We start from the raw sequence: 14,137 nt of genomic DNA, 5'->3' as shown, positions 1-14,137 counted from the left end.
TCAGTCTGGCCGTCGTTCGAGTTCGCAATGATCTTTCGGCGTGGAGGCGTGAATTTCCGCTCGGCGATCTTTAAGCATGCCACCATTGCGCCGGTTCAACACGGCGGTCATCTCGGCAAGAATAGAGGTGGCAACACTTTCTGGCGTGTCACCCCCGATATCCAGGCCAATGGGGAAGTGCAGGCGCTCAAACGCCGATAGTTCTGGACCTAGCTCGGAGAGCTCAGCGAGTAGGCATTCGGTACGATCACGCGGACCTAGCTGTCCTATATAGGCTGGGCAGCCCCGCAACAGGCCTCCGAGCCAGTGACGGTCTTGTTTGTAGCTGTGGGTCATCACCGCGACTAATGCACCGTCCGTCACTTCATCCAGGATGTAGGGCGGCTGGGCATCCACATGTAGCACAGCGTCAGCATGGGGAAAACGCTCTTTGCGAGCGAAATGGGCGCGGCTGTCGATCACTGTCACATGCCAGTCCTGCAGTTTGGCCATCAGAACTAAGGGCTGGACATCGTTCCCAGCGCCAAAGATCACGATGCGACGCTGGGGCGGAAGGTACTCGAAGAAGACTTCCACTTCGCCATGTGTATTGTGATAGGTGCGTAGGGCCGAGTGGCCTTGCGCCAACGTATCGGCGAGGTCTCTGCGTACTTGGGCCTCGAGGGCTGCATCCATCAGGTGCCCGTTGTTAGGTTGATCGGGGTGCAGTAGCAACTGATCCCCAACTCTGACGCGGGCATTGCGGTAACTCGCTGTAACGCTGGCCAACGCGCCGGCCCGCCCACTTCGGCGCACCCAGCGCAGTAGTTCGAGTGCTGGCAGCGGTTTGTCCGGGGTGTGGCGTTCAAACAGTACGTAGACCGTGCCGTTACAGCCGAGGCCTAGGGTGAGTGCTTCGTCCTGATCGTCATCGGTGTCTTGAGTGGCGGTACTATAACGACGCACCACCGACGCTCCGCTATCGGTCAACCACCATGCCTTCTTTGCCACCTCTGACTCTAAGCAGCCTCCACTGATACTGCCAACGGTAGCGCCGTAGAGAGGGATAAGCATGCGTGCACCGGGTTGGCGATAAGCAGAGCCTTCGACCTTGACCACTGTAGCGAGCACGGCTTCTCCATTCTCCCGTTCAAGGACAGAGAATGCGGCCAGTAGAGCAGTCGTTCCCGTGAACATAGACTTCTCCCATGATCTTGCCCATGTGCCGCATGAATTACCGTGCTAGTCGTGATTTATGATCCTGGACACGGCGCGCCAGCACTGGTCCAAAGCTTCATGGCTTTAACGAGTTCAGCGTGAGTTCCTGGCGCGGGGACTCGTCCGGGTCCAGGCTCCCATGCCCACCTGACCAGTGGGTCGTCATTCACATGATGATTGAACTCCCTCTTGAATGTTTCGAGGTCGTCACGCCCTCCCCGAGCGGCTAAGAAGCTGTTTCTCCGCGGATCGAGCAATTGTTCACAAAGCTGTTGAGCGGTCATGGTTCTCATCAGGATCATGGTCGGAGGTGGCATGTGCCAAACGAATCCGGGCATCAAGTCGTTTGCGGCGCCTGGCGGCATCCCGGGTGCATCGCCGTTTACGTCCTGATGGCAACTCCTGCAATTGACAGGCTGGGCTGTGTTAGGGATTTGAACAAATTGTTTGCCGTCTACCTTCAAGTGCAGGTTGTGTACGGAAGAAATATTCATGGGGTGCAAGCGACTGTCCTCACCCACCATCGGCCGTTGAACACCAGATTTAATAACCCCATGACAATTCACACACCGCTGATGTGTCATCACTTGATGTATGTAATTGAACGCTGTTTCCGGTGAGGGAGCGTTTACGTAGTCCTGATAAGGGTCGGCGTGTGAAATTCCGGAGAACACGAATATCGCCAATGCACTGATTGTCGGAAACAGTTTAGCCATGGCTAACCTACCTTCTTTTCAAGCGCTTTAAGAATGTGATCCGGCCTCATGGGAAGGTCCCGAAGCCTGACTCCTATCGCTTGATAAACGGCATTTCCAATAGCTGGGGCTATACCTATCACTCCAGGCTCCCCCAGACCGGCGGGAAACTCGCTACTCTCGATAAACTCAATGACAATCTCAGGTATTTCGTTCATGCGGATAGGTGTATAGCTATTCAAGTTCACATCGCGAACTTGTCCGTTGACGAATTCCGTTTGTTCATTAAGGGCCAGGCTGACACCCCACAGTGCCCCTCCCTCTAATTGAGCACGTGCGCCATCGGGGTGGATGATTACGCCCGCATCCACCACCATCACCAGTTTCTTGACATGGATGCTCCCATTATCCGGATCGACCCTGACATGGGCTGATGTGGCGATAAGAGCAGCATTCGTGCGCTCTTGTCCTGATGACAAGGCAATGCCTATGCCTTCGTTCGGTTCCAACGTAGAACCATAATTAATTTGTTTTTTCAGCACCTCAAGTACATGTTTAAGTCGGAGGGCGCCACCAACCGTCTCAGGTGGTATTCCTGCTTGTTTGCCTTTGCCATCCAGCATTTGTAAGCGGAACTCAAGAGGATCGACGCCGGCGCGATGGGCTGACTCGTCAATAAAGGATTCAAGTCCCCAGACGATCCACCCTTGACCGACAGATCTCAGCCACCCGGGAAGAAATGTCCTTTGGGCGAGGTCGTTCTTTATAGCGCGAACTCGATGGTTTTCCATGGAATACCAATGATCGGCGCCACTGGTTGAAAATGGATCGACTTTACCTTTTTTGTCTACGCTGTCGGCCAATACCATCGGCGCCATCGTCAAAGTCGGCCAGCCTGCGGACAAAGCATGATCAAGGGCGATCAGTTGGTTGGCCTCTGTGAAGTTGGCCTTGAACCGCTGTACAGATGCTGACCGTACTTGATCGAAACGCGAGTCGTCTTCACGCGTAAAGATCAACTTCACCGGCTTGCCAAACTGTTTGGCTGTCAGCGCTGCAGGGATCAAGTAGTCACCCCAGAGACGCCGTCCAAATCCTCCGCCGAGATAATACTGATGGATCACTACACTTGCTTCATCGACTTCAAGAGCTTTTGCGAGTGATGGCAATGTCAATGACTGCCACTGATTCCCACCATGAATGTGCCAGACGCCATCCTTAAATTGTACAGTTGCATTAAGAGGCTCCAGCGCAAAATGCAGTGCCGTATGGGTTTTGTATATTGCTTCGATTGTATTTGGATTTTTTTGGATTGCGCTGTCAACATTTCCATAATCGACAAATAGGAACCCTTCTTTAGGGTCTCGAACCTGGCGCTCTCCCTCCTGCAATATGTCATTTTCGCTGACTTTCTCTGTTGGGCCCGGCTGATAGTCTACCTTTATAAGATTACCGGCTTTGATCGCAGTTGGATAATCAACGGCGAGTACTGAAACCCAACCCTGGAGGACGCCGCTTGGATCATTAAGAACTACGTGTCCTAAGTAACCCGGCAGCGTTTTAGCGCGACTTTCATCCACACCTATTACACGACTTCCATACCGTGTTGGCGGGACGATGGGACGGGCAAATACCATGCCCTCGACTTCCACGTCGATTCCGTACACAGCCGTTCCATTGGTTTTTTGAGGAATGTCTAACGCTTTGTAATCAGTACCAATAAGAACGTGCTTGTTGGTAGGTTTCGGGGTGAACTTGCTCAGTTCTTCTGGACTGAATGTTCGGTCAAATGATCCCTTTTGAACGACTTCCGCAAAACTGATTCTCCCTACTGGTGTCAGCACGTAGCCGTTTTCAGTATCACAATGCGTAGGTGGTACATCCTTGAGCTTTGCTGCTGCCTCGATAAGGGATTGTCGTCCCGCTGCGCCAGCCTGAGAGAGTGCTGTAAAGGAGGTATGCACTGACCAAGAACCCCCTGTGACCATCATTCCCCATTTAGGGTCGGTGTCCACATGAGAAATTCGTACGTGGTCCCAGTTTGCACCAAGCTCATCGGCGATGATGCGGGCCAGGGAAGTACCTACATGTTGGCCCATTTCGGCTTTGGCGATATTGATAGTTACTACCCCCTCTCCATCTATCTGATACCAGATGGTTGGGGAAAATAGCTTGTTTGCCAGTATGTCCTTTGCCGGACTGGCTAGTGAGTAGAAGCTTGGGGCGAAGGCTAAGAATAGGGTGCCGGCGACACTTCCAACCAGGAAGTTGCGACGGGACAAAGCACCCGTATCGACAATGATACTTTCGTTAATATCAATCATTGTTAACCTCCGCAAGATTTGACGCACCAAGGGAGTGCTCTTGTGTTAACTGTTTCGATACCGCGTGCTTGATGGCTGACTTAATGCGTCGGTACGTCATGCACCGACAAAGGTTTGAGCTCATATGATTTACGATGTCTTCGTCGCTTGGGTTAGGTGTGCGGTTGAGCAAAGCCGCAGCCTGCATAATCTGACCTGATTGACAGTAACCACATTGAGGAGTTTGGTTTTCTACCCAGGCCTGCTGTAGAGGATGATTGTCACCAAGCCCTTCAATTGTGGTCACTCGCATACCTCGGACCATCCCTACCGGGTAGACGCATGATCTAATAGCGTTGCCGTCGACGTGAACAGTGCATGCGCCACACATGGCAACACCACAACCGAACTTTGTACCTTTGAGTTTAAATTCATCTCTAATAACCCACAGCAACGGTGTGTCATCACCACTTTTGGTCTCAACCTTTTTTTCATTAAGAAAGAACTCAATCATGGCAACCTCCATAGTTGAACTATAGATTCAGAGCATCATTCAACACACCTGTCCCGATAGACGCTTGAGGCGCCGAGTGCGGCTGTCGCCGACTTAAAATGACATCGCGCAATTTGCTCAATGATTCTATTTATGATTGCGTTCTTCTGTTGGTGTGCGGGAGCTTGTCGCCAGGGCATAGAAGATAAAAACCTCCCGTTCCTTCTTGATGCGACATTCATCGAAGCAAGAATCGGCCTGGGGCAAGTTTTCAATATTTATCAAAGCCGGTGCAATTGCAGCAAAAGACTATCAAGTTGTTCTGATTTTGTGAGTTGTCCACACGATAGATAACGTGTATGCACCAGGCTCTCTTGTTCTCCGAAAGCCGCCTACTCTGATCATCGGAGAGAACATTTAAACGCCACAAATGGTTGGCTGAGCAGTTTCGAATTACCAATACACTACTCAAATTCAGATTTGTAATCCCGACTTTCGCTCATAGGCCATTCGTAAAATTTTGAATTAAAGTGAGTCTAGCAATGGGGGAGGGGGAGGCAATGTCAAAAGCGCAATGATTTAGGACATTATTTATCGTGGAGTCGGTTTCCCAAAGACCCTGTGTTGGTGGGCAAGTGGGCTACCAGTGGTACAGCGGGCTAGCAGGCCAGAGTAGTGCGATGCTAGCTCTTATGGACAAGTGAGGGGATCAGGTCGCTTACCCCATGGCCTGGAAACAGCATCGATACGATGGGCAACGGGGATGCAGGATCGAGCTGTCGAACTAGCCCGCGACTCGATTCGGTCGGCCAAAGCGGTCTAGGAAGACGTACGTGAACACGTAGCGAATCACTACGACTCCACGGGCGAAGTAGAGGAGATTAACGCTGTCATCATCCTCAGGCTGTAATCGAGCGGACATCGGTCTCAATGTGTCGTTCGTCAGGCTGTCCCAGCTATGTCCGGCAGGATTGGCCTAGATCCTCTCCTGCAGCGCCGTAAAGAAGGCTTCGATGTTTTCGTCATGTCGCTTGTAGTAGGTCCAGGGGCCGATGCGCTGCGATGTCACCAGTTGCGCGCGTTGCAACGCTGTCAGGTAAAGCGATGTGGTGGACTGCGAAAGGCCCGTACGCTCCTGGATGATGCTGACGCACACCCCGACCGTTTCCGGATCGACCTCTTGCTCAGGAAAGCTTGCCCGAGGGTCCTTGAGCCAGTTGAGGATGGCGAGGCGAATCGGGTTTGCCAAAGCCTTCAGGGCTTCATTCACGTCAATACTCATAGATCGAGATACCTATTTTTCGCAATATTACGATATTGTCCTCGTCAAAGCGGAGAAAGGGAAGGCCTCAAAGTGACCTTCACCGACCGCTTGTCTCCGAACCGCTCATGACTCAATTCCATTGCTCCGCCAGGCTGACGAGGCAGCCTAAAACGCGCCAAAGCGAGGGACAACGTGCTTGCCAAGCTCTTCGATAACCTCGGCTGCGGGGCGTCTGCCGTATTTCAGGTTCAGGATAACGTGGTCCACACCGATTTCCTGAAGCGCCTCCAGTAAAGCCCGCAGGTGGTCACGTCCCAAACGGAACCCAAGATGAATTCGAGAGGGAAGGGCAGACGGGGATGCATCGAGATCGATGTAAAGCGACTGCATGAACGGTTTGTAGACGGGGCCACACTGCGTTCTGACTTCACGCCGCCAATCCTCGACGATCATCTGCTGAATTTTCGGAGGGCGTGGATAGTTGATCCATCCATGGCTTTCGCGCGCGATCCAATCGAGCGACTGGCGGCTATGCCCGGTCACGAACAGAGGGATCTCACGGGTTGTAGGCTTGGGGATGAGGTCAGCCCCTAGCAGCTCACCGCCGCTCCAGCGAATGGGCGCAAACGAACTGGAATGGGCCTGGCGTATGACTTCACAGCTTTCGCGAAAGACCTCGCCCCGTTTTTCGGGATCGACGTTGAATGCGGGAAACTCCACCGGACGGTCTCCAGACGCCACCCCCAGTAGTAACCGACCGTCGCTCAATTGGTCGACGCTCGCTGCCGCCTTGGCTGTATGCAAAGGATGGTGCAAGGGCAGGGCGATTGAAGCGGTACCCAAGGCGATCTTGGTGGTATGGGCGGCCATGTAGCCTAGGTAGACCCACGGGTCAAAAACCTGGCCGACATCACCAAAGTCCGGGTCCCTAAGTGGAACATCGCGAAACCAGAGCGTGGCAAAGCCTAGCTCTTCGGCCCGTCTCGCCAATGCCACCTGATTGTGCATGGTCGGCGTATCCCACTCGAAGGCCTCCAGTGGGAAGAACAACCCCAGGCTCAGGTTGCCCGGCATGAAGGTTCTTCTGAACCCATGATGGTCTTGGTAAGGAACAGTGCTCGGTTGATACATCTCTATCTTCCTCTACTGGAAGGCCACGAGCCGCGCCCTGGGGCTTCAGGGCGCGGCGACGATCATTAGGGTTGATAGGTCGGGTAGTCGGTGTAGCCCTTATCAGTACCGCCATACATGCTGGTCGGGTCCACCGGATTCAGCGGCCAATTGTTGGCGATGCGGGCGGGCAGATCCGGGTTCGCAATGAAGGGTCGACCGAACGCGATCAGGTCGCCCCAGCCAGCCTGGATCACACGATTACCGCGCTCTGCGGTGTACTTACCGGCATAGAGGATCTTGCCGCTGAAGGTCTTGCGAACATCCTCGCGAAACGCCTCGGGCAATTCGGGGGCGTTCTCCCAGTCGGCTTCGGCGAGCGACAGGTAGGCGATGCCCACTTCCTCGAGAATCTTCACCGCCTCGACATAGGTTTGATGCGGATCTTCTTCAACCAGGCCGAGGTAGACGCGATCCTCATCAGTGGTAGCGAAGAGCGGTGCGAAGCGAACGCCCAGGCGCTCCTTACCCACGACGCCGGCAACGGCCTCAGTGACTTCGCGCAGGAAGCGCAAGCGGTTCTGCAGCGAGCCACCATATTCGTCATCGCGACGGTTGGTATGGGCGGAAATGAATTGGTTCACCAGGTAGCCGTTCGCACAGTGAATCTCTACGCCGTCGAAACCGGCGTCCAACGCATTCCGGGCGGCCTTGGCATAGAGCTGAACCAACTCCTTCACCTCTGCGGTCGACAGCGCTCGCGGAGTGGAAGGCTCGGCCAACGCCCCCGCGCCGGGGCCAGTCTCGATGAACACCTTGACGCTATCCGCACGAATAGCCGAGGGCGCAACCGGCGCTTCGCCGCGGGGCTGCAGGGAGGTGTGCGACACGCGGCCGACATGCCAGAGTTGCGCGAAGATCACACCCCCTTCGGCATGCACAGCATCAGTGACCTTGCGCCAGCCTTCGACCTGCTCGGCGCTGTGGATGCCTGGGGTCCAGGCGTAACCCTGACCACGGGGTTCGATCTGGGTGCCCTCGGTCACCATGAAGCCGGCACCGGTACGCTGGCGGTAATAGGTGGCCATGAGATCGTTCGGAATGTTGCCGGGCTGGGAACTACGGGAGCGCGTCAGCGGCGGCAGAACGATGCGGTTCTTGAGGGTGTACGGACCCAGTTGGGTGGTTTTGAAGAGGACAGACTGATTCATTTCAATTACCTGCATATCTCGATTTATCGATGTTAGTGGGCAAACTGAACCCGCTTCACAGCATCAGAACAAGCCATGGGCCGCTTCTTTGAGGCTGACGAGAATATTCTTCTTCTGGCTGTAGGCTTCGAGAATGGACTTGTGGGTCTCTCTTCCCAGGCCGGACTTCTTGTAGCCACCAAAGGGCGCGTGGGCAGGGATGTCATGGTAGGTGTTCACCCACATGCGACCGGTTTCCACCGCACGTGCCACGCGCACCGCGCGATTGATGTCCTGGGTCCAGACCGCACCGGCCAGCCCGTAGTCCGAGTCGTTGGCCATGGCGATGACCTCCGCTTCATCCTTGAACGGAATCACACACAGGACCGGGCCAAAGATCTCCTCGTAAGCCACGCGCATGTCGTTGCGCACGTCGACCAGGATCGTCGGCTGGATGAAGAAGCCGTTATCGTAAGCAGGCCCTGTCAGGCGACCACCGCCGATCAGCACCCGTGCGCCCTCCTGCTTGGCGATATCGATGTAACCAAGGATGCGCTCCATTTGTGTCTTGCTGACCTGGGCGCCCATCATGGTGTCCCGATGCAGCGGGTCGCCCACGCGCACGGCTTCGAACTTCTGCTGGACCTCGGCTAGGAAGCGCTCATAGATCGACTCATGGACGAACAGCCGTGCGCCGGATTCGCAAACCTGGCCCTGGTTCCAGAGGATGGCGAGAGCAGCGCCTTCCACGGCCTTGTCCCAGTTGGCATCGGGGAAGACGATATTGGCCGATTTGCCGCCCAACTCGAGGGTCGCCGGAATCAGCTTCTTCGCCGCCGCATCGGCGACACGCATGCCGACACCGGTCGAGCCGGTGAAGGCGAGCTTGCGCACGTCCGGATGGTCCAGCAGCGCCTGGCCTGCAGAGGCCCCCGTGCCAGTGACGATGTTCACGACGCCGGCCGGTAGAACCTTGGCGAGAATCTTCGCGAGCTCAAGGATGGTAACCGGGGTCAGTTCGGATGGTTTGATGACCACGGTATTACCCGCCGCGATGGCCGGGGCGATCTTCCAGGCTGCCATCAGCAGCGGGAAGTTCCAGGGAATTACTTGGCCAACCACGCCCAGCGGCTCACTGAGCACGATGCTGAGGGTCTGCTCGTCCAGCATGACCGCCTCGTCGGAGTGACTGCGGATCACGCCGGCGAAGTAACGGAAGTGATCGATGGCCAGCGGGACGTCGATGCTGCTGCTTTCCCGGATCGGCTTGCCTACGTCGAGAGTCTCCAGGACGGAGAAACGTTCTGCATCGGCTTCCATCAGATCGGCAATTTTCAGCAGGGCATTGGCGCGCTCGATGGGGCTGGTAAACCGCCAGGTTTCGAAGGCGCGCTGAGCGGCCTGCACCGCACGATCGATATCGGCGGCTGTGCCGTTCGGGATGCTGGTGAGCGTTTGCCCGTTAGCGGGATTGATGATGGAAAGGGTCTCACCACTTTCACCAGCAACCCATTGGTTGTCGATGAACAGGCCGTAGCTGCTGTCGGGTACGTAGGTCGGGAGGGTAACGTCGAGCTTTTGCATGGGGTATCTCCAGGGGGGGTAGGGTGGCTTGCGATTTCTAAGCTATTTGCCATATCGAGATATGTCAATATCTAGTTTCCGCAATTTTCTCCAGCCGGAAATTTGTGCGACAAGGTCCGCTTCCTGGATTGGCGCATGCGTGCTTGACTTTTCGAGACGCTCGGTCTAATTATGCGCACATGAAATCGTCAAGCCTACAGCTTGCGAGATCACCTCTTAGGATCGTGAGGGGAATGCGTTACGTGTGACTGCCATCCTGCGTCCGGAATGGGCAGTTCTCGGCAGAGTTGGCTGGGAAGGCGCCAGGCGTCGTCCCAAGTGACTCATGGATCAACTCCTCGATGTTTCATCAAGGGGTTAATACCCGCATCGAACGCTGATGCTTTTGATTTATAGACGACCGGTCTAAATGGAGGTGAATGTGTTCAAGGCAATTTTGATTGATAAGGTCGACTCGACGTACCAGGCTCGGATTACCGACCTGAGCGACGAACAACTGCCCGAAGGTGATGTGACCGTACGGGTGTCCTATAGCACCCTCAATTTCAAGGATGGGTTGGCAATCACTGGAAAAAGCCCAGTTGTGCGCCAATTTCCGATGGTGCCGGGGATCGATTTCGTTGGCACCGTCGAGAACAGCACACACCCCAAGTACCAGACCGGAGACAAGGTGCTGCTCAATGGCTGGGGAGTAGGTGAGACCCATTGGGGAGGCCTGGCGCAAAAAGCGAGAGTCAACGGTGACTGGCTGATTCCACTTCCCCTGGGCATCAGTGAGCAACAGGCGATGGCCATCGGTACGGCGGGATACACTTCCATGCTCTGCCTGATGGCATTGGAGCGTCATGGAGTCCGCCCGGAGCACGGTAAGGTTTTGGTCACTGGAGCCAGCGGTGGAGTGGGAAGCTTTGCGATCGCGCTCCTAGCCAACAATGGGTATTCGGTGATCGCTGCGACAGGGAGGCTTGAGGAAACCGAGTATCTCAAGCAGCTCGGAGCCGAGACTGTCATTCATCGATCTGAGCTGTCAGAGCCGGGGCGTCCGCTTGCAAAGGAACGATGGGCCGCCGCAATCGACTCTGTCGGAAGCCATACGCTCGCCAATGTCTGTGCCGGTACTCAAGCAGAAGGTGCGGTAGCTGCCTGTGGTTTGGCTCAAGGTATGGATTTCCCGGCATCAGTAGCGCCCTTCATTCTGAGAGGCGTAAGTCTGCTCGGCGTCAACAGTGTCACGCAGCCCTATGCACGAAGAGTCGAAGCGTGGAGCCGTCTCTGTGACGAGTTGGATTTCCATAAACTGACCGACATCACGCGCGAGATTGCGCTGCCGCAGAGTCTTGAGGCAGCGAGCGATCTGTTACAAGGGAAAGTAAGGGGTCGTCTGGTGGTGGACGTAAACCGCTGAACAACAGTGCTCCAGTAGTAAGCCTGCGCTTGGTCAGTGGAAGTTCCCGACGCAGGTCTTCGGCCATCACTCCTGGCGTGAGTTCTGACTGCGCCAGGAGTAAGTGGGCAAGCGCTGCCGCAGCTCGAACTGCGGTGGCGCGAGCCACCGTCGTTTGCTGTCTATGAGAAAACCCCCGGTGGCCTGTTGCGACAAAGCAGTCAATGCAGGGTAGGGCGGGGATGTTCTCTGCAATAGCAGTTTCACTCCCCCTGACTGGCGATCTGCCTGACCCGGGTGCGAGCTCACCGCTCCGCAAAGTCTCCTCACTGCTTCTATCCCTACATCCGCAACCGCGAACCCGCTGAGAGCAGTGTCGACGTCGAAGACGCTACTTCGGTGCGAAGCCGGATACCCATGCGTGGCGCAGAAAACTCACAAACGTGGAGACCGCCAACGGCACATGGCTTGCGTAGGGGCGAACGGCGTAGAGCCGTTCAGCGAACGTTCCCACAGGCACCCATTCAGGGAGAACCTCGACCAGCTTTCCGGCTTCCAGGGCCGCCTGAGCGCTGAAATCTGGCAGTAGTGCGATGCCCAGTCCTGCTATCGCTGCATCACGCAGTGCCTCACTATTGTTGGCTGCGAACGGACCGGTGATTGCCACCGTGACTCTCTCGCCCCCTGAACGGCTATCCAGAGGTTCGAAGGCCCAGGTGGGCGTCTCTTGAGCGCGCGGGTAATACAAGCAGTCATGTTCTGACAGCGCTTCAGGTGTGCTAGGCGCATGACGGCGCCGCAGGTAGGCGCGGCTGGCGACCAATAGGGACCGCGTGTTGCATAACTGCCAGGCCACATGCGTGTCCGGTACGGTGGCTGCGTGCCGGATCGCCAAATCAAACCCTTCCATCGACAGCGAACTGATGCGGTCGGAAAGCTCCAACTCCAACCGGACTTCAGGATTGGCACGTGAGAATTCTGCCAAGCGCGGCACCAGTTGTTGACGTGCGAGGGCGACAGGGGCCGTCACGCGCAGCAGCCCGGTCGGCACCCCCGCCAAGTCACGGACACCCGCGAAGCTGTGCGCTATTCGCTCGAACGGCGTTCGAATGTCATCCACCAGACGCTGGCCAACCTCGGTTAGGCGCATGCTGCGGGTTGTACGCCGCACCAGCGGCATGCCGACTGCGCGTTCGAGTTCAACGATGCGTTGGCTCATGGCTGCCTTGCTCACTCCAAGGCGAGCCGCAGCAGCCGTATAGCTGCCTTGTTGCTCCAGGACGATCAGCCAATGCAGATGAGCCCAAAGGGCTTCGATATTTTTGTCGTTCATGGATCTATTGTTCACCATCGTGAACAATCAATTCAAGTTTGTGGCGTTGTTGGGGGGAGGGGGATTCCCTAGGCTCTGGGGGCACTTCCGACTTACCCATCGTAGTGAGACACGTCATGAGCCAAGCAAACGATACTCAAGAGATTGCCCAGTACATCCACGGTGAACATGTCACCGGCAACGGCACTCGCACTCAGCCCGTATACAACCCCGCCACTGGAGCTGTTAGCGGCCGTGTGCGTTTAGGTACCGCCCAAGACGTCGATGCTGCGGTAGCGTGCGCCCAGGCAGCCTTTCCAAGCTGGTCCAACACCCCACCGATTCGCCGGGCGCGAGTTCTGTTCAAGTTCTTGGAGTTGTTGAACCAGAACAAGGACGAGTTGGCTCACATGATCACTGCTGAGCACGGCAAGGTCTTCACCGATGCTTTGGGCGAAGTCGCACGCGGTATTGATATCGTTGAGTTTGCCTGTGGCATCCCCCAATTGCTCAAGGGCGATTTCTCCGACCAGGTGTCCACGAACCTGGATAACTGGACGCTGCGTCAGCCACTGGGTGTTGTTGCCGGTATCACCCCGTTCAACTTCCCCGTGATGGTGCCGATGTGGATGTTCCCGGTGGCAATAGCCGCGGGAAATACCTTCATTCTCAAGCCCAGCCCTACCGACCCGAGCGCCAGCCTGTTCATGGCAGACCTCCTTAAGCAAGCAGGCCTGCCGGATGGTGTGTTCAACGTTGTGCAGGGCGACAAGGAAGCCGTAGACGCGTTGTTGGTGCACCCCGAAGTGAAGGCGGTGTCCTTCGTTGGCTCCACGCCAATCGCCAACTACATCTACGAAACTGGCGCTCGCCATGGCAAGCGTGTGCAAGCGTTGGGTGGTGCGAAAAACCATTTGGTGGTCATGCCGGATGCAGATGTCGACCAGGTCGTGGATGCCCTCATCGGCGCGGGCTACGGCTCAGCCGGCGAACGTTGCATGGCGATTTCCGTGGCGGTGCTGGTTGGTGACGTGGCCGACAAGGTCGTGCCAAAGCTGCTGGAACGGACCAAAGCCTTGAAAGTTCTCAATGGCACCAACCTGGCCGCTGAAATGGGCCCAATCGTTACGGCCGCTGCACATGCCCGGATCACGGAATACATCGAGCTCGGCGTAAAAGAAGGTGCCCAGTTGTTGGCTGACGGCCGTGAATTCAATGGGGCGGAGGCAGGTGAAGGGTGTGCAGAGGGCTTCTGGATGGGCGGTACTCTGTTCGACCACGTCACTCCGGATATGCGCATCTACCAGGAAGAGATCTTTGGTCCGGTGCTCGCGTGCGTTCGTGTGCCTGATTTCGCTACGGCCGTGCAATTGGTCAACGATCACGAATTTGGTAATGGCGTGGCCTGCTTCACCCGTGACGGCAACGTAGCCCGTGAATTCAGTCGCCGTATCCAGGTAGGGATGGTCGGCATCAACGTCCCGCTTCCTGTGCCGATGGCTTGGCATGGTTTTGGCGGCTGGAAGAAGAGCCTCTTCGGGGACATGCATGCTTACGGTGAAGAGGGCGTGCGTTTCTATACCAAGCAAAAATCCATCATGCAGC

10 protein-coding genes are annotated in these 14,137 nt (G+C 56.0%); 2 read left to right on the top strand and 8 right to left on the bottom strand.

Features of this window, described 5'->3' with window-relative positions; genetic code table 11:
* The 7 genes from ACFPU0_RS11670 to ACFPU0_RS11640 form a co-directional block, all read right to left on the bottom strand.
* Complete coding sequence (locus ACFPU0_RS11670; protein ID WP_377693152.1) at positions 1-1,176, bottom strand: XdhC family protein; 1,176 nt, start codon at positions 1,174-1,176, stop codon at positions 1-3.
* 739 nt (positions 1,177-1,915) lie between these two features.
* Positions 1,916-4,216 (bottom strand): xanthine dehydrogenase family protein molybdopterin-binding subunit, encoded by a 2,301-nt coding sequence (locus ACFPU0_RS11665; RefSeq protein WP_377693151.1) that lies wholly within the window; start codon positions 4,214-4,216, stop codon positions 1,916-1,918.
* Positions 4,209-4,709 (bottom strand): (2Fe-2S)-binding protein, encoded by a 501-nt coding sequence (locus ACFPU0_RS11660; protein WP_377693150.1) that lies wholly within the window; start codon positions 4,707-4,709, stop codon positions 4,209-4,211. Before ACFPU0_RS11660 ends, ACFPU0_RS11665 begins: the two co-directional genes overlap by 8 nt.
* A 955-nt stretch (positions 4,710-5,664) precedes the next feature.
* A complete protein-coding gene (locus tag ACFPU0_RS11655; RefSeq protein WP_057384357.1) occupies positions 5,665-5,970 on the bottom strand; it encodes an ArsR/SmtB family transcription factor in 306 nt (101 codons plus the stop codon).
* Between the two features lie 147 nt (positions 5,971-6,117).
* Positions 6,118-7,083 (bottom strand): LLM class oxidoreductase, encoded by a 966-nt coding sequence (locus ACFPU0_RS11650; RefSeq protein ID WP_377693149.1) that lies wholly within the window; start codon positions 7,081-7,083, stop codon positions 6,118-6,120.
* Between the two features lie 65 nt (positions 7,084-7,148).
* Positions 7,149-8,273, bottom strand: coding sequence for an alkene reductase (locus ACFPU0_RS11645; RefSeq protein ID WP_377693148.1), 1,125 nt, complete (start codon positions 8,271-8,273; stop codon positions 7,149-7,151).
* 63 nt (positions 8,274-8,336) lie between these two features.
* Positions 8,337-9,836: an aldehyde dehydrogenase family protein gene (locus ACFPU0_RS11640; protein ID WP_377693147.1), complete on the bottom strand. Its 1,500-nt coding sequence runs from the start codon at positions 9,834-9,836 to the stop codon at positions 8,337-8,339.
* A 421-nt stretch (positions 9,837-10,257) separates the two neighbouring features.
* On the opposite strand from ACFPU0_RS11640, the gene ACFPU0_RS11635 reads away from it, so the two are divergent.
* Positions 10,258-11,241 carry an MDR family oxidoreductase gene (locus ACFPU0_RS11635; RefSeq protein WP_377693146.1) on the top strand — a complete coding sequence of 328 codons (984 nt, stop codon included), beginning with the start codon at positions 10,258-10,260 and terminating at the stop codon, positions 11,239-11,241.
* A gap of 370 nt (positions 11,242-11,611) precedes the next feature.
* Here ACFPU0_RS11635 and ACFPU0_RS11630 read toward each other — a convergent pair whose 3' ends face one another.
* On the bottom strand, positions 11,612-12,553 hold the full coding sequence (locus ACFPU0_RS11630; protein ID WP_377693145.1) for a LysR family transcriptional regulator: 942 nt from the start codon (positions 12,551-12,553) through the stop codon (positions 11,612-11,614).
* Positions 12,554-12,669: 116 nt separating this feature from the next.
* Here ACFPU0_RS11630 and ACFPU0_RS11625 point away from each other — a divergent pair.
* A partial coding sequence (locus ACFPU0_RS11625; protein WP_377693144.1) for a CoA-acylating methylmalonate-semialdehyde dehydrogenase occupies positions 12,670-14,137 on the top strand: 1,468 nt, incomplete at its 3' end.

The organism is Pseudomonas sp. GCM10022186, assembly GCF_042656385.1.
Taxonomy (GTDB): Bacteria; Pseudomonadota; Gammaproteobacteria; order Pseudomonadales; family Pseudomonadaceae; genus Metapseudomonas.
This window is presented reverse-complemented; position numbering and strand designations above follow the sequence as displayed.

Bases quoted from the DNA above. Each gene is read 5' to 3' on its own strand.
- ACFPU0_RS11640 (WP_377693147.1), bottom strand. From the start codon at position 9,836: ATGCAAAAGCTCGACGTTACCCTCCCGACCTACGTACCCGACAGCAGC.
- ACFPU0_RS11660 (WP_377693150.1), bottom strand. From the start codon at position 4,709: ATGATTGAGTTCTTTCTTAATGAAAAAAAGGTTGAGACCAAAAGTGGT.
- ACFPU0_RS11665 (WP_377693151.1), bottom strand. From the start codon at position 4,216: ATGATTGATATTAACGAAAGTATCATTGTCGATACGGGTGCTTTGTCC.
- ACFPU0_RS11655 (WP_057384357.1), bottom strand. From the start codon at position 5,970: ATGAGTATTGACGTGAATGAAGCCCTGAAGGCTTTGGCAAACCCGATT.
- ACFPU0_RS11645 (WP_377693148.1), bottom strand. From the start codon at position 8,273: ATGAATCAGTCTGTCCTCTTCAAAACCACCCAACTGGGTCCGTACACC.
- ACFPU0_RS11650 (WP_377693149.1), bottom strand. From the start codon at position 7,083: ATGTATCAACCGAGCACTGTTCCTTACCAAGACCATCATGGGTTCAGA.
- ACFPU0_RS11670 (WP_377693152.1), bottom strand. From the start codon at position 1,176: ATGTTCACGGGAACGACTGCTCTACTGGCCGCATTCTCTGTCCTTGAA.
- ACFPU0_RS11630 (WP_377693145.1), bottom strand. From the start codon at position 12,553: ATGAACGACAAAAATATCGAAGCCCTTTGGGCTCATCTGCATTGGCTG.